Origin of the sequence: Pseudoalteromonas rhizosphaerae (assembly GCF_902498845.1) — a bacterium.
In the GTDB taxonomy this organism is placed as follows: Bacteria; Pseudomonadota; Gammaproteobacteria; order Enterobacterales; family Alteromonadaceae; genus Pseudoalteromonas; species Pseudoalteromonas rhizosphaerae.
Window position 1 is genome coordinate 107141 of record NZ_CABVLM010000007.1, and the last position, 16019, is coordinate 123159.

Consider the following 16019-nt stretch of genomic DNA (forward strand, 5'->3'; position numbering starts at 1 on the left):
CAACCCCATTAAAATAATAAATCAATTTCAATTCGTCGGTTTAATGACCGAGAAGCTGAATCTGAATTGCTAGCGATTGGTTCGGCAGCACCTTTACCTTCAGGCCACAAGCGGCCGCTAAGGTTAGTGCTTTTAGCCATAGAATTAGCAACTTGGGTTGCTCTAGCTAAAGAAAGATGCCAATTAGAGGGATATTTATCGGTGCGAATAGGCGTGTCATCTGTATGGCCTGTAATTAAAATTCGCCCCTTTGTGCCTTCTAAACTCAGTGCTAGTTTTTCAAGTATTGGCTGAAATGATGGTAATAATTTTGAATCACCTTGGTTAAACAAACTTTCACTATTGATAGTGATCCGAATGCGATCATTGCTCTTCTCGACAGAAACAATCCCCATCTGAATCTCAGTCTGTAAAAGTTGTTCTAACACTTGTAGTTGCTGATCTTTTTTATCAACACTCTGCGTTTGCGCTAATGGATGGATCACCGCCAACTTCTCATTCACCAATACAACTTGGTCATTAAGTTTCATATTGATAAACAAATACACAATTAATAATGCTAAACCTAAAACTGAAAAAATAACCCAAAGAGGTACTTGACTTCTAAGTTCAACGCCTGCTGCAACTCTTTCTTTCCAATTAGGTGATAACTTGTTGCTAATAGGTCCATCTAACTGATTTAATAAGTGATAAATACGAGAGCGGTATTCTTCAACTTTATTGTCGCCAACACTATCAACCCGGTATTTACCCTTGAAACCTAAATTTAAGCAGTGATACTGTAATTCTAAAAACGCTTTATGTTGCTCAGGTTGCCCAAGTGCATTATCCAATAGAGTATAAAAATACTCACCACCAAAGGTTTCTTTATGGAAGGTTGATAACAAGCTCTCATCAGCCCATTCCATCGAACTCCACTTAGAGTTTAAAACTGATTCATCCAGAATTGCACATAAACAATAGCGTGAATTTTCAATTACTTCTTTGGGAAGCACCTGGTTTCTAACTTCAACCTCAAAACGCTTAATCGCTTCAACACAGCGATGCTTCAAAGCGGCTAAATTTGTCATTTCTTTAGCTTGGTTGATCGATATAACCAGTGAAAAGCAATCGGTAGCAGCTTCTAGTAATGGGTTTTTGAAAATAGAAACTTTCGCATTACTAGAAACAGCATTTGATATCGGCTCAATAGACATGACTGTCTTTTCAGGATCAGTTGCTGTTTTTGAGTTATTTGATGTGTCACGCCCAAGTCTGCCAGGGCGTGGTTTGATAATGGTTTCATCCATTGAAACTCTTCCTTTTAACAGTTAAGTTCGTATAGCCCAAAGGCTTAATTGTAACTCTGGGTAGCTACCAGATAAGTGAATGGCGATTCCACCACTTGTGCGAAGCTTATCCCAATGCTGACCATGCTTGTTCAACTCAAAGTAATGGAAACCTGCATGATACGGAATTTGCCTTGGTGCTGTAGGTAAACTGCTGATTGTTATACCTGGTATCTGGTTATTAACTAGATCACGAATAGTTTCAACGCTACCGATTTTAACCTGAGAAGGTAAAACTTTACGTAACTCTTCATGGGGTACACTCGCTTTAATAGCGAGAATGAATTGCCCAGAATCAAGAATCGTTTTATCTTTTAATGCACCAAAGGAAATACCAAATTTACTTTGCTCAAGCTTAATTTCTGTTGCTGTTTGCTCAATCACATGACTTAAAGATTGATATAAGAAGTTAACGATTTCACCAAATACGGCCCCTAAATTATCATGTTCATATTTAGGGAGTTTTGGAACTCGTTTATTAGCTGTACTGAATGTTGCCAGTTCACCCGACAGCTCAATTAAGCGCGTATAAAGAATATTTGGATGTAAATTATTAACCATTAACAGACTATCAAATACCGCGTCATATTTATTGAGTGTTTGCAGCATTATAAAATCAGCAACCGAAGTACTGCCCGCATAACCTTGACATAAACGCACAGCAATACTCTCTGAACGCTGTTTGATCATTGAGCCGATCTCTCTTACTAATCCTAACAAAGGCTTGCATTGCGCAACTTTCAACGAGGCAGGGATAAACTTACTATCAAGTTTGACCCTACCTTCAGTACTTACTTCAGTGATCTTAGCCAAAGGTAAAAGTATAAATCCAGCGTGATCATCTGACCCTAATACCAGTTTGCTATAAATCTTTGCAACCTGAATGGTCTCCTGTGATTGCGGGCCTAATGAATCATCATTTACCGCCAAATCGGTTAGCTTATAACGAGTAACTAAGTTTTCGTCGGCAGCTGAGATATTAATACCACTGGCTTTAAGTGCTGGAATTGCCAAATAAACAATTTCATTATAGGTGTCCTTGTTAACAACCAGCGGCTCAGGTAATGACGTTGACCTTGGCATATCAATTGGCAGTAAGTCAGGAGTAATTGCCGACAAAAAGTCAATTGCAAACTGCCCTGTATTTAACAGCTCAGTGTCAATATCTAATTCTAGAATTCCCCAAGGATCAGCTAAATTACCATTACACACTTGTTTGATTAAATGTGAAAAATGCTTATCTGATTGTTGAAAGTGTTGTGGCCTTAAGAACATCCCTTCAGTCCAAGCAACACGAGTGGTATCACTCATTTTATATCCTTATTAATGCTCTCTCATGTATGTTGCAATTGATTCAACATTTACATCGATATCGTCATAACCGGTAGGATCGACTTCTATTACCGCTCTCCATCTGGCTTGATCTATGTTCCTATATGCTACCACTACTCCTACAAAGCGAGTATTACGATTAAGACTCATCTCATAATTTTGTACTGAACCTGGCTGTAATTCTAACTCATCTTTTTTAAGTAAATCAGGGCCTAATAACTTCTCAGGCGACTCATACAAACTAAAAAAGTCTTGTGTATCAAATATAGTTCTTGAACTCAGCTCAAAAATTTTCATAACAACCGGAGACGGCCGCTCAGAAGTATCAGGATTTACGTTTTCTGATACATTAATGATTAATTCTGTTGATGGTGGGACAAACTGATTCATTGTTGAACAACCCATTATCAAAAATAGTAAACTAAAACTCAGTAAGTAGAGCTTAATGTTACGCATTATTTACTTTCCTTTTTTAAAAAGTTTCTTGAATTTTATCATTGTATGCTTTGAGGAAGTCATCTGATAATGCCATCGCACCTTTAGCATTAACGTCACGTGATAACTCTTCATGCAGGTTTTGATATAACTTCCAGCTTTTCGATTCAGATTGACCAGGAATTATTTTCAAGATATTAGAGTGATTATTCACTTGTTGATTTATGTGAGAAGGTGAAACTTGCTCTAATATTCCTTTCAATACACCATCAGCTCCTGCTAATAAAGCATGTTCATGTCTACGAGTATCGATGAAGCTTTCTTTGATCGATTCCCGAGAAGATAGAAAGCTTGCACTATTGATTATGAATAAGTTCTGAATAACATCATCTATATTTGCCGAAAACTTAATTGGGTTATTCTGCTGGGTTTGAAACATAGTTTGATTCACACGTAATTGATTTTTCACCAATGCTCTTTGGCGTAACGATTCCATCAACTCTGTCAAAAGAAGGTTTAGCCCTTGGCCCATTTCAAACCATAACTTTTCAGTCGTTAAAGCATTTTGCAATTCTGGTTTGACACCGAGCCCTTTTAAAAAAGCGCCTGTTAGTCCTGCGCTATTCGCTATTGGTTTTGTTTCTAACTTAGGTTGTACTGTAGGAGCCAAAACATGAGCTTCCTTTGCGACTTCTGGCTGTATATCTACAGCTGCAGGAACTTCGATTTTAGGCTCAGTTGTACTAGCTATTGCATGTTGATTGCTAGTATTAACCATTTCAGAGTTCAATAAATGTGCGATCTCATCCCAATTTTCTGGGATATGGCTCTGCGATTGTGAATCTACAGTTTGAGTCATGGCAACATCTGGTATTGGTTCATTCATAATCGAGTCATTATAAAAATGCTCAGAATTTGAATTACTACCATTAGAATCAAAATGTTGCGATTGAATAGCGGCGTTGTTTATTTTTGCAGTGGTTACTGAACTAAACTCATCGGCAGCAGGAACAACTGACTTCGCTGCTGAGATTTTCACTTCAATTTGAAAATCGCCTACCGTTAAAATATCACTATCAGATAATGTTTGTTTATTACCTTGACCAATGGCTGAAACACTATAGTTTGAATATATACCATTTGTAGAAGTATCAATCACAACAAATGAATCACCGTCCCGCTCGATACGACCATGCTTGCTGGAAATGATTTTTTCAGGATCTGGCAGATGCCAATCACATGCTTCTGAGCGACCAAATATAAGTGAATCTTTTACTGTTTTAGATGCTTCAATTTCAGGCGAGAGTCGATGATAACTAGTAATGTTTAGTATCAGTTCCATTTGACGTGTTAATCCCATATTCTACATTTTCATTAGGATAAATTAGAAGAGAAACTATTGTCAACATTGAAATTAATATATAGGACTATTTGAGGGTCAATCAAAACAGCAACAAAACATTAATGATATAGTCTTGTTTTTTGTTTATTTTAATTATTAAAGCCAGCAAAATTAAGTGTGTATGTTCCTATTTAAAAGCAACAAAACCTCTCTACCACTCTGTTTTTAATACAAATAACATCTAAAATAATATCTAACAAATAAAATAAACATATAATTACCAAAAGTACTGCTATAGAGGCATTGCTTATAGCGCTAATTTTTGTAAAAATAGTGGGCTAATCAAAGGGAATATTGATAAAGATTACAAAAAGCTACCTTTGCAATTATTTAACTATATACAATAAAAGGATTTATAATGAGCGGCATCAATAACTCAAATGATAAAACTCAAATTGCTTCGCTGGACTCTAGCGTTAGATCTTCCCAACCAAAAAGTAAACTCAATTTAATTGGTAAAAAAATATCTGGACGATATTTAGTTGAGGAACTCATTGGTCAAGGAGGCATGTGCTACATTTACAGAGCAAGGGATCTATTTTTAGAAAGTCCTACCAGTCCAGAAGTACACGTTGCGCTCAAAGTATTACTAGAAGAGTTTAGTCAATCTGAAGAAGCTATAACATTGCTTAAAGATGAAACGACTAAAACTCAACAACTTTCGCATCCTAATATTGTCAAAGTATTTTCAGCCAGTTCTGATAATGATTTGCACTATGTGACGATGGAACTCGTTGATGGCGAAACATTAGAACAAATAATAAAACGTAATAAACCGTCAGGAATGCATTTTAAAAAAGCGAATATCATCCTGCAACAACTTGCTGATGCACTGATTTATGCCCACTCACGAAACGTTATTCATAATGATTTAAAACCTTCTAATATTATTTTTGATTCAAATGGGCGTTTGAAAGTTCTCGACTTTGGTATTGCTAAACATAAAACAATCGAAGACGCATATGCTTTTAACAATAGTAAGAATGTCGCAGCAGTAGGCGGTTACACACCAACCTATGCAAGCCCAGAACAACTTCAAGGAGCTGACGCATCTGTAAAAGATGATATATTTTCATATGCATGTATTGCATATGAGCTCCTGAGCAGTAAACACCCATATGATCGTGTTGCAGCAGATAAACTACCTAAAGGGACGACAGCAAAACGCCCTAGTAATTGCCCTATATGGCTTTGGGGTAATTTACAAAACGCGATGTCGCTTGATGCAACGAAACGGTTAGGATCATTACAGGCTATATCAACCAAACTGACAAGCAATTTCAAACCTGCTATTGCCGCGAGTGTATGTGTAATCGCCGTTGCCGTTTTTATTAGCCAATTTTATGCCTCAAATTCTACCCAACTAAAACAGTTAGAAGCAAAGCTTGAAAATGCCAATGCAATTAACCAACAAGTTGAAACTTGGATGTCGTGGCATGGCTCTGAGGTGTTGACTAAACTTGCTGAAATACCTCCTCAATATGATGTGCTTAAACAGGGTCTATTAAGAGTCAATCAAGAGAGCATTTTACAAGACTTTAATATCAAAGCTAACCAACTAAATAATGAATCTGGCAAATTTAAGGATTTTGATGGCACAATTAACCTTTACTCTAACGCTTTAGAATACTATCCAGATTCTGAAAAGCTAACCGCTCAATTAGAAAGTATTTTAAGAGAGCGTCAATCAATAATCTTTGACATAACATCGAGAATCAATTTGTTATTAGAGCAATCGCGCTATGATGAACTTGATAATAACAACATTATTAAATTGATTGATGATTTAAAAGATGTTGATAGTAGCTATGTGTACCAACCAAATGAAGTGCACATCAACAACTTTAAAACAGCCTTAGACCAATCAATTGAAAATGATAATGTTGTTGCTCAAAAAGTATTATTAGATGTAGGAACGTCTATCTTCACAGCTAAACAAAAATCAGAGTTGCAATTTGATGAGTTACTAAAAAGAAAATCAGCTATAGACGTGCTTAGTCTTTATCAAAACAAATTAAATTTAGGTGAGCAAGCCACTTTCCCTACAAAAGATGCAATAACTTTTTATCAACCGAGATTTGATCATTATTTTGAAAAACTAGCCACGATTGATAATTATCAAGATCTGTTGGCCTTTGAAGAACTTGTTAATGCTGAGTCAACGATGCTACCTGAAGACTTTGCTCCTTTAGTCGCTATTAAAGAAGAATTATCCAAACGGTATATCACAATGGCCAATAGCCTATTAAAACAAAAAATGTACAAGACAGCTGAAAAGCTAGTTGAAAGAAGTGAGGAGATAACTCGTTTGCTTGACAGTTTGCTATAAAATAGTCAGGACTGTTATGGTTTCTACTATCATTAATAGCAATTTTATTAAAAATATGATTATTCTAGCGAGTTAAATAACTCTCTAATAGACCACTAATTCGATGTAATTAGTATAACAAGAGTCAAGGATGACTTGGAGGCTATCTCACTTCCACTTAATCCTTAAGGGCTTTCAGCATTTTAAATTTATACGGAGTTTTTATGAAAAAGATAAGCACCTTAGCTGCAATATTATTACTAAGTGGTTGCTCAACGACTACTACGGTAGATGAAAAAAAACAAGCATCTGAAGATACCATAACGCAAGCGCAAACACCTGTTGAGGAAGTTGTTGAAGTAATTTCCTTAACTGTGGCAACTCAGCCCTCTGATGCGCGTGTACGTATTATGAATATCAAACCAAAATATGAAAACGGTATTGAGTTAAAAGAAGGCAAATACGATGTAGAAGTAAGCAAGCCTGGTTACAGCACATATCGCGAATGGGTAGTAGTTGATAAGCGAACTATTTTAACTGTTGAATTAGATAAATCTGCAGAAATCTAATTAATTAAGTTTATGCCTTTAAATATGTCAATTTACATTTTAAAGGCATAAAATTGTTCAATAAAAGTCTTATTATCGAGCTCCTCTAAAAGCGCTCAGGGTGTTTGCCGATTCATTAACACGATGATTGATTATCCTCGTTATTTTCAAATACAACCTATGAAGGTACGCAGGTATTTAGATCGACTTGATACCCCCTTTAGCACCAACACTTATCAAGTAAATGTTTAACCAATTAAAAGCGGCTAAACATTTACTTTTTATATTTAAAAAAATCAATAACTTATCGTAGCATCACGTTTTTAGCTTGTTTAATTCATCGTCTTGTTGTGCAACAAGCTGATTGAGCATTTGACTACCATCGCCGGCTTGAGTTGATAAATCAGCAAGTTGTGATGCGGCATCAGATATCCGCGTTAAATTACGATTAATTTCTTCGGTTACAGAGCTTTGCTCCTCAGCAGCCGTCGCTATTTGGGTGATCTGATTAGTGATCTCTTCCACTTTAATTACCACACTGTGCAAAGCATCAAAGGCAACGGTGGTTTCATCAACTGCAGTTTGTGCTCGCACAACTCCTTTTTCAATCACTGTTGAGGCATTACCCACTTCAAGCTGTAGGTTATCAATTAAGCCACTAATGTCATCTGTTGACGCACGAGTTTTAGATGCCAGAGCACGTACTTCATCGGCTACAACAGCAAAGCCTCGCCCCTGTTCACCAGCGCGAGCTGCCTCAATCGCAGCATTAAGTGCGAGTAAATTAGTTTGCTCTGAAATAGTGCGGATCACATCTAAAATTTGCGTAATATCATTACTACGTGCTGCCACCTTGGCTACGGCTTGATTGGCTTGTTTTATTTCTTCAGACATAGTTTTCACTTGTGATACCGCAGACGATAAACTCGCTTCACTGCTGACCACTAATGAATTGATTTCATCTGCCTGTTGCGCTGATTGCTCTGAAGCACGGGCAACTTCAAGTGCGGTGGCACTCATTTCATTCATTGCCGTTACGACACTTTCAATTTCTTGAAACTGAGCTTGCACATTTTGCTTAGTATCAACGGCTACATGCGCGGCAATTTGCGCCTGCTCTTTCGTCTGCCCTGATACATCTTTAAGCTGTGCAATTAAATCACGTAATTTTTCCAAAAATGCATTAAATCCAACAGCGAGCGCAATTAACTCTGCATGAGTGTCAACCGTTAACGTTTGTGTTAAATCCCCATCCGCGCTGGCTAAATTATCAACCCGTAACTGAATTTGTTGCAGCGGCGCCACGATGCTTTTAACAACTAAAGTCATAATAATAAAGGCAGCGCCAGCAATCACTAAGCCAGATATTAAAATTAACCCACCAAGAGTGTTGGCGTTATCTTGCATACTTGCACTTAGCTGCTGTGGCCCTTGCAGTGCAAGCTCTGCTGGTACTTCAACTAATAAAGTCCACTGGCGACCAGCAAGTTTAATATCTATTGGGTAATTGACTAAGTATTCATTTTCACCCTTTTGTACTCCAGAGCGTTCTTTCAAACTAGTATAATTTTTTAACACCGAGGCTGAGACGGCTTCTTTTAGCGGACGGCCAAGTTTGTCTTTGTTATGACTACTACCCACAATTAAATCCATCGAACTTAATAGGGTAACTCGCGCCTGACCATTATATAATTCTTTTGATAACTGCTCGGTCATGGTTTGAAAAACTGGCAGTGTAATATCAACACCACTGAGGCCAATAAACTTACCGTCGCGAAGTATTGGCACAGTCAAAGAAGTCATCATTTCAGAATTGCCGGGAGATATTTCGTACAGATAGGGTTCCATTATGCACGGCTTTTTAGTGTCTTTAGCACATAAGTACCACTCAGCTTCACGTTGGCCAAATTCGTTTAAGGTCGTAACGTATTTTTCTGCTGCATCTTCAACAACTTGCTGTTCAATCACACCTTCACGGCTGCGAGTGAAGTAAATTTCTAAGGTGCCTTGGCCTGCGACTGAATGATCATAGCCATTTTTATACTGTTGATCGTCCCCATCAAAACCATTAGCTTCAAATTGCGAGTAGATTGAAGAAAGTATTGAATTACCTTCTATAATAGAGCGATTAAGCTGTACCACTGAATCACGCGTTAAAGCATCTTTAGCTGATTCATTACCAAGTATTGCTGCGAGTGAAAAAGGCACTCGATACGCTTCGTTGATAAACCCTGCGATTTTTTCACCGTACACAGCAGCATTGCTGGTGAGCTTTTCTTCTACCTCAGTAACTATCAATTTTTCAGCTTGTGCTGATAACACTTTATTGCTGCTTGATAATTGCCACCAAAGCACACTCGATAGCACTACAACGGTGATAAAAATACTACCTAAAGTAAGCCATAGTAACTTTTTCGCCAACGCTAATTGCCGCATTCCACTTATCCTTTAATTAAAACTACGTTTACATTCTAGTTCAATTATTCATAAGTTAATCTATTTTGTTGAAAAAACATATTAATGCTGCGCTAATACTATTTAATTTTACCAAGTAGCTAAAAAGTTTTCGCGATAACAAAACCAATTTAGATATCGAGTTGATCATTACTTAACTATTGGTGTAAACGCTTGGCAATGACTTTGCACTCTATAAATAGTCTTAATATGGCAAAGTAAAAATGGGGGATGTTGGTTGTCGGGTAGCACAAACTGAGGATTGAATATTAAGTACGAATTATCACAATAACGTGTCTTGGTTATAAATGGTGTTCTAAAAAGCTCATAGTTATAAACTATGAGCCACAAAAAAGGCGCATTTAAAATAAAAATGCGCCTTTAAAAATATAAATTATTCAAATTTACAATAAGTTAGATAACCGACAATTCAATTGCGATATTACCACGAGTAGCATTTGAATATGGGCAAACTTCGTGTGCTTTAGCCACTAACGCTTCTGCGGTGTCTTTATCTACATCACCGACAAAAACAGCTAATTTTACAGCGATACCGAAACCACCTTCGATTGGACCAATCGATACTTCTGAATCAATGCGGGTATCAGCAGGTAACTTAACTTTAGCTTGGCCTGCGACTAATTTTAATGCACCAATAAAACACGCTGCATAACCCGCTGCAAACAACTGCTCAGGGTTAGTACCTTGACCATCATCGCCACCTAACCCTTTTGGAGTTGAAAGTGCCACATCTAAACGGCCATCGTCTGATTTTGCAGTGCCCTCGCGGCCACCCGTTGCAGTTGCTTTAGCTGTGTACGCGACTTGTAGTAATTCTTTCATAATGTTTTCCTTATTTAAGGTTGGGACTGAATTTACTTTGCGTGCAAAATAATAGAACAGTTTATTGATCATTGCAAATACTTTGCGTACAAATTAAAATGCAATGTCATCATTCGAGAGCTACTATGAAATATCCACAATTGAAATTAGATAATCAAATTTGTCATCGTCTGTATATGGCCTCCAATTCAGTGGTACGTGCCTATCGAGATGCACTAAACGAACTTGAACTGACCTATCCACAATATGTGGTGATGATGGCGCTCTGGGAAGAAGATGAGATCAGTATTGCACAGCTGCTGGAAAAAACCGCAATTGATGGCGGCGCCATGACGCAAATTTTGAAAAAAATGACCGATAAAAGCTTATTAGCCGTGGTTAAAAATGAAACAGATAAACGTAAGCGAGTCGTAAAGTTACACAAACATGGCATACAGCTGCAACAACAAGCAGCGAACATCCCTGAGCAAATTCGTTGCCGTTTTCCATCTATTACACAGCAAGAAGCCACACAACTAATTACTTTACTTGATAAACTCAATACTGACTTAAGTTAATTATCAAAAATTTTGAGAGAGATTCGTGTATACATACCCCACTCTTTTTCTATTATAAAACTGCGTTATAGTGGGTGCAGCAAAACAATTTAACGGAGCAACTCATGAAAGCCATTGGATACCAAACAGCAACCAAAACACTTAGTAATCATTCTTTCGAAGCCATCGAGTTACCTATTCCAACAGCATCCGGTCACGATTTATTGGTCGAAGTAAAAGCAATTTCAGTTAATCCTGTCGATGCGAAGATCCGCGCAAATGTTAGCCCTGAACAAGGTCATAAAGTCATTGGTTGGGACGCTGTTGGGATCGTAAAAGCTGTTGGTGATAAAGTAAGTTTATTTAATCTGGGCGATCGGGTTTATTACGCCGGTGATTTAACGCGCTCAGGCAGTAATGCTGAATTTCAACTAGTTGATGAACGTATTGTTGGCCGTGCGCCTATTACCTTGAACGATGCCCAAGCTGCTGCGTTACCGCTAACCAGTATTACAGCCTGGGAATTACTGTTTGATCGTTTGCAAATATCACGTTCCAACAATGCAAAACCAGCTTCATTATTAGTTATTGGTGCCGCAGGCGGTGTTGGCTCAATTTTAGTGCAGTTGGCTAAACAGCTAACCAACTTAACGGTGATAGGCACAGCATCACGCGTAGATAGCGTTAGCTGGTTAAATGCGCTAGGTGTTGATCAAGTGCTTGATCACTCACAAAGCTTAGATGCACAACGAACAGAGCATAATCTTGCTGAATTTGATTATGTAATTAGCCTCACTCATACCGATCAACATCTTGATGAAATTATTAAAGTAATCAAACCACAAGGTAAATTAGCTTTAATAGACGACCCAGCAAGTTTTGATATTTTAGCGCTCAAGCGCAAGAGTATCTCACTGCATTGGGAGTTTATGTATACTCGTTCAATGTTCCAAACTGACGATATGATAGCGCAACATCAGTTACTTACTGAATTAGCAGAGCTAGTTGATAACGGCACCATTAAAACTACCTTAGGCCAACATTTAGGGAAAATTAATATAGAAAACCTGCTCAAAGCGCACGCTATATTAGAATCTCATCAATCACGCGGTAAGCTGGTACTTGAAGGGTTTTAAACTTACTTAATATTATTGCGCGCTCATCTGAACGCGCAAATAATTCCCCTTCTGCTCCAGCAAAGTGCAAAGCCATCATTATTTTTCACTACATTAGTGCTTATACTCAATCATACAACAACGAAAAAACCTTAAGCTATTGATTTATTTTAACTAAAAATAATTATTAAGACTGGCACAGATCTTCCTTACAAAAGAGTAACTCACTAATCTGAGTTTTACCTTCATTTACCTCGTCTACAGGGAGCGAGCTATGACTAATATTTATCATATGTTGTATTTACTATGGCGCTTAGATATAAGCATTTGGCATATTCACCATGCTAATGATCCACATACCACCGCAGAAAAGGAGCGTGAATATGTTAAGTAACTACCCGCGCTTAGATGAAGCGCTTAAAAAGTTGTCGGTGCATCAATTAACAATTAGCCAAGCCTCTGAGCACTATGATTTACCCAAACGAGTGATCTATAAAGCACTGCGTCAACAACAAGCAAAAATAGCACAGCAAAAAAGCTACCTACTCGCAGCACAAAAACGTTTGCAACAAAACTTGCAGAGCGTAGAGCTAGAATTAGCTAATTTTAATTAACCTACTACTGATTATTTTCTGTATAGTTTAAATACACTAAAATTAGTAAAATTGCAGGATAACTATGACAGCTGTAGAAGTTAATTTTGATGGCCTTGTAGGCCCGACTCATAACTACGCGGGATTATCATACGGTAACGTAGCATCATTAAATAATGCTGCAAGTTACTCCAATCCAAAAGAGGCGGTACTGCAAGGTTTAGCGAAAATGAAAGCTATGCATGACTTGGGACTAACTCAAGGGGTATTTGCCCCACATGCCCGCCCTGATATAAATGTATTGCGTCGTTTAGGATTTACAGGCACTGCTGAACAAGTGATCAGTAAAGCGTTTAAAGCTGATCCTGTTTTAGTTCGCGCATGTTATTCAGCATCATCAATGTGGACTGCCAATGCCGGCACTGTATCACCATCAGCCGACACACTTGATGGCAAAGTTCACTTTACTGCTGCTAATTTGAATAACAAATTTCATCGCTCCCTTGAGCCTCAAACAACAACACGATTACTTAAAGCCATGTTTAATAACGAAGGCTACTTTAGTCATCATACCCATTTGCCAGATCAAGGTTTTTTTGGTGATGAGGGCGCGGCTAACCATACTCGCTTAGGCGACGAGCATGGTGTTCAAGGTTTGGAGCTGTTTGTATATGGTGCCAGCGCATTTAACAGCGCACTGCCTAAGCCAGTTAAATTTCCTGCAAGGCAGACACTTGAAGCATCACAAGCAATATGCCGACTACATCAGCTAAAACCATCTAGCCAATTAATGATTCAACAAAACCCTGAGGTGATTGATCAAGGGGTGTTCCATAATGACGTAATCGCGGTGGGTAACGCCAATGTATTACTCTGTCACGAGCAAGCTTTCTTAAATCAGCCTCTCGCCCTACAACAAATAAAAGATGCATATATTGGCGACAAAACACTGCATATTATTGAGGTGCCAACAGCCAAAGTAAGCGTGCAAGATGCTGTAACTAGCTATTTATTTAATAGCCAACTGGTTAGTTTAAACAATGGCAAAATGTTACTAGTTGCTCCACAAGAATGTAAAAACAATCAGGCAGTTAACAGTTATATTGAAGAAATGATCCTTGCAGACAATCCAATTGATCAAGTGCAATTTTTTGATTTAAAACAAAGCATGCAAAATGGTGGTGGCCCTGCTTGCTTACGATTACGTGTAGCGCTAAATCAACAAGAACTCGCGGCAGTCAATCCTGCGGTTATTTTAAACGATAGTAAGTACCAACAACTATGTGATTGGGCGAATAAGCACTATCGTGACAAACTTAGTAATGATGATTTTGCAGATCCAAACTTGTTACGTGAAAGCTGGCAAGCGCTGGATGAATTAACTCAACATCTGCACCTAGGCTCTGTGTATCCATTTCAATTAGAAGGATAAACCATGCAAGATACAAGCGTTGTAGATACGCAAATACATAAAATCAGTTCACTAGCGGGATATCAGCAATCGCTAAATCATTTACTGGTTGATAGCGTTAACAATGGTGCATCGATTGGTTTTATCGCGCCATTGACGCGCGCACAAGCAGATCACTACTGGCACAGTATTGAATGCGATTTATTAAATGATAGCCGCGAATTATTTGTTATCACCGAAGGATCTGAGGTAATTGGTGCAGTGCAATTAGCGCTGTGTCAAAAAGCTAATGGCGCTCACCGCGGTGAGGTTGAAAAGCTAATGGTACATAGCCAATACCAAGGCCAAGGATTTGCAAAACAACTTATGCATACCCTTGAAAAAAGTGCGCTGCAGCAACAATTAAAGCTACTGGTACTGGATACCCGCTTAGGCGATATTGCCTCACTTTTATATGAAAAATTAGGCTATATAGAAGCCGGTGAAATACCACAGTTTGCCCTTAGTTCATCGGGCGAATTACAAAGTACTGTGCTGTTTTATAAATTACTTTACGCACCTCTTAGCCACTAAAATAACATTTAAATAACAAGTTCAAGTTCGGTTAAGCTGGCTACCCTATACTCACGGTTGTTTTGAAAATAATTAATGGGGTAGTTATGAATATTAGGTTAACCGCTTTAACAACTGCAATTTTATTAGCTCTTACCGCATGTGGCTCATCTAATGATGATTCACCAACGACACCAGAGCCGCAAAAATCAACCTTTAGCTTGGGTGTTTCAGATGCACCAATCACTGGCTTAAAACAAGTAAACGTGGTTTTTGATCGAATCACCTTAAAATCACAAGGCGGTGAAGAATATAGCTTTGCCACCGTTGACAGTAATGATTCAACAAAACCGCAAATGGTTAACTTACTTGACTACACTGGCGATGACATTTTCTCGTTATTAGACGACGAAGATGTACCTGCTGGCGAATATTCATGGATCCGTGCTGATGTGGTCAATGGCGACACAAACGACCTTACAACCACTTCGCACGTTGTCTATGAAGATGGCAGCATTGCACCACTGGTTGTCAAACGTAAAGGCAATGACGGTGTTGGCGAAATCCAACTAGACGGTTTTACTTTAAATCAAACAGACAATGAGTTTGTACTTGAATTTGATTTGAAAAAGTCTCTTGTTGATCCACAAAATAGTGAAGAAATATTTTTAAAACCACGCGGTGTGCGTTTAGAAAATCTATCTGAATCACAAGACATTGAAGGCACAGTAAGTGATGCGCTTATCGCCAACTGTGAAACAGATAACATCGCCCTTGCCGCTGAAGATGGCTCATTTGGTCATGCGGTCTATCTTTATAGCAGTGATGTAGCTGCACCACTTGATAATTATGAAGTGAACGAGGATGAAACACCAGCTGATGCGCCATTGGCAACAGCCAATGTGGTATTTGATAGCGACGACAACCAATATGAGTTTGAGCTTGCTTTCATCACCCCTGGTGACTATCAATTAGCTTACACCTGCGCGGCACACATTGATGACGCTGAACTACAAGACGAAGCATTTACGCTTTATCAAGTTAAACCCGTTACGGTAACCGCTAGCGATGACCTTGATGTGACTTTCACTATCAGTCAATAATAGTTAGCCACTATAAAATTTGGCCGTGTAAATCATGCCGTTCAGTGAAAATTAATTAC

Annotated in this window: 14 protein-coding genes; 8 read left to right on the forward strand and 6 right to left on the reverse strand. The window is 38.3% G+C overall.

Features of this window, described 5'->3' with window-relative positions:
- Positions 1–8: 8 nt before the first annotated feature.
- Genes tssL through tagH form a run of 4 tightly spaced genes read right to left on the reverse strand, consistent with a single transcriptional unit; the run spans position 9 to position 4455 of the window.
- A complete protein-coding gene (tssL, locus tag PSR9079_RS12395) occupies positions 9–1289 on the reverse strand; it encodes a type VI secretion system protein TssL, long form (RefSeq protein ID WP_149981876.1) in 1281 nt (426 codons plus the stop codon).
- 21 nt (positions 1290–1310) lie between these two features.
- The gene (gene tssK, locus PSR9079_RS12400; protein ID WP_149981877.1) at positions 1311–2639 is read right to left on the reverse strand and encodes a type VI secretion system baseplate subunit TssK; all 1329 of its coding nucleotides are present in this window, start codon (positions 2637–2639) and stop codon (positions 1311–1313) included.
- A 12-nt stretch (positions 2640–2651) separates the two neighbouring features.
- Positions 2652–3116, reverse strand: a complete 465-nt coding sequence (gene tssJ, locus PSR9079_RS12405) for a type VI secretion system lipoprotein TssJ (protein WP_149981878.1) — start codon at positions 3114–3116, stop codon at positions 2652–2654.
- A gap of 16 nt (positions 3117–3132) precedes the next feature.
- Positions 3133–4455, reverse strand: coding sequence for a type VI secretion system-associated FHA domain protein TagH (tagH, locus tag PSR9079_RS12410; protein WP_246175558.1), 1323 nt, complete (start codon positions 4453–4455; stop codon positions 3133–3135).
- Between the two features lie 400 nt (positions 4456–4855).
- Here tagH and PSR9079_RS12415 point away from each other — a divergent pair, with 400 nt between their 5' ends.
- On the forward strand, positions 4856–6826 hold the full coding sequence (locus tag PSR9079_RS12415; protein ID WP_149981879.1) for a serine/threonine-protein kinase: 1971 nt from the start codon (positions 4856–4858) through the stop codon (positions 6824–6826).
- A gap of 203 nt (positions 6827–7029) precedes the next feature.
- Entirely contained in the window at positions 7030–7374 is a 345-nt protein-coding gene (locus PSR9079_RS12420; RefSeq protein ID WP_149981880.1) for a PEGA domain-containing protein, read from the forward strand.
- A gap of 294 nt (positions 7375–7668) precedes the next feature.
- On the opposite strand, the gene PSR9079_RS12425 is transcribed toward PSR9079_RS12420, so the two are convergent.
- Together PSR9079_RS12425 and PSR9079_RS12430 are read right to left on the reverse strand one after the other, a co-directional pair.
- Positions 7669–9789 (reverse strand): methyl-accepting chemotaxis protein, encoded by a 2121-nt coding sequence (locus PSR9079_RS12425; RefSeq protein WP_149981881.1) that lies wholly within the window; start codon positions 9787–9789, stop codon positions 7669–7671.
- Between the two features lie 432 nt (positions 9790–10221).
- Positions 10222–10650: an organic hydroperoxide resistance protein gene (locus PSR9079_RS12430; RefSeq protein ID WP_145242020.1), complete on the reverse strand. Its 429-nt coding sequence runs from the start codon at positions 10648–10650 to the stop codon at positions 10222–10224.
- A 125-nt stretch (positions 10651–10775) separates the two neighbouring features.
- Between PSR9079_RS12430 and PSR9079_RS12435 the strand changes: the two genes are divergently transcribed.
- The 6 genes from PSR9079_RS12435 to PSR9079_RS12460 all read left to right on the forward strand — a co-directional run bounded on the left by PSR9079_RS12435 (position 10776) and on the right by PSR9079_RS12460 (position 15960).
- Positions 10776–11207 carry a MarR family winged helix-turn-helix transcriptional regulator gene (locus PSR9079_RS12435; protein WP_149981882.1) on the forward strand — a complete coding sequence of 144 codons (432 nt, stop codon included), beginning with the start codon at positions 10776–10778 and terminating at the stop codon, positions 11205–11207.
- A 104-nt stretch (positions 11208–11311) separates the two neighbouring features.
- A complete protein-coding gene (locus tag PSR9079_RS12440) occupies positions 11312–12322 on the forward strand; it encodes a zinc-binding alcohol dehydrogenase family protein (RefSeq protein WP_149981883.1) in 1011 nt (336 codons plus the stop codon).
- 362 nt (positions 12323–12684) lie between these two features.
- The gene (locus PSR9079_RS12445; protein WP_179959181.1) at positions 12685–12915 is read left to right on the forward strand and encodes a helix-turn-helix domain-containing protein; all 231 of its coding nucleotides are present in this window, start codon (positions 12685–12687) and stop codon (positions 12913–12915) included.
- Between the two features lie 64 nt (positions 12916–12979).
- The gene (gene astB, locus PSR9079_RS12450) at positions 12980–14326 is read left to right on the forward strand and encodes an N-succinylarginine dihydrolase (protein ID WP_149981885.1); all 1347 of its coding nucleotides are present in this window, start codon (positions 12980–12982) and stop codon (positions 14324–14326) included.
- Positions 14327–14329: 3 nt separating this feature from the next.
- Complete coding sequence (locus PSR9079_RS12455; protein WP_149981886.1) at positions 14330–14878, forward strand: GNAT family N-acetyltransferase; 549 nt, start codon at positions 14330–14332, stop codon at positions 14876–14878.
- A gap of 86 nt (positions 14879–14964) precedes the next feature.
- Positions 14965–15960, forward strand: a complete 996-nt coding sequence (locus PSR9079_RS12460) for a DUF4382 domain-containing protein (RefSeq protein ID WP_149981887.1) — start codon at positions 14965–14967, stop codon at positions 15958–15960.
- Positions 15961–16019: the final 59 nt, after the last annotated feature.

Bases quoted from the DNA above. Each gene is read 5' to 3' on its own strand.
- PSR9079_RS12455 (WP_149981886.1), top strand. From the start codon at position 14,330: ATGCAAGATACAAGCGTTGTAGATACGCAAATACATAAAATCAGTTCA.
- PSR9079_RS12460 (WP_149981887.1), top strand. From the start codon at position 14,965: ATGAATATTAGGTTAACCGCTTTAACAACTGCAATTTTATTAGCTCTT.
- astB (WP_149981885.1), top strand. From the start codon at position 12,980: ATGACAGCTGTAGAAGTTAATTTTGATGGCCTTGTAGGCCCGACTCAT.
- tssL (WP_149981876.1), bottom strand. From the start codon at position 1,289: ATGGATGAAACCATTATCAAACCACGCCCTGGCAGACTTGGGCGTGAC.
- PSR9079_RS12420 (WP_149981880.1), top strand. From the start codon at position 7,030: ATGAAAAAGATAAGCACCTTAGCTGCAATATTATTACTAAGTGGTTGC.
- PSR9079_RS12415 (WP_149981879.1), top strand. From the start codon at position 4,856: ATGAGCGGCATCAATAACTCAAATGATAAAACTCAAATTGCTTCGCTG.
- tssJ (WP_149981878.1), bottom strand. From the start codon at position 3,116: ATGCGTAACATTAAGCTCTACTTACTGAGTTTTAGTTTACTATTTTTG.
- PSR9079_RS12445 (WP_179959181.1), top strand. From the start codon at position 12,685: ATGTTAAGTAACTACCCGCGCTTAGATGAAGCGCTTAAAAAGTTGTCG.
- PSR9079_RS12440 (WP_149981883.1), top strand. From the start codon at position 11,312: ATGAAAGCCATTGGATACCAAACAGCAACCAAAACACTTAGTAATCAT.
- PSR9079_RS12425 (WP_149981881.1), bottom strand. From the start codon at position 9,789: ATGCGGCAATTAGCGTTGGCGAAAAAGTTACTATGGCTTACTTTAGGT.
- tssK (WP_149981877.1), bottom strand. From the start codon at position 2,639: ATGAGTGATACCACTCGTGTTGCTTGGACTGAAGGGATGTTCTTAAGG.
- PSR9079_RS12435 (WP_149981882.1), top strand. From the start codon at position 10,776: ATGAAATATCCACAATTGAAATTAGATAATCAAATTTGTCATCGTCTG.
- PSR9079_RS12430 (WP_145242020.1), bottom strand. From the start codon at position 10,650: ATGAAAGAATTACTACAAGTCGCGTACACAGCTAAAGCAACTGCAACG.
- tagH (WP_246175558.1), bottom strand. From the start codon at position 4,455: ATGGGATTAACACGTCAAATGGAACTGATACTAAACATTACTAGTTAT.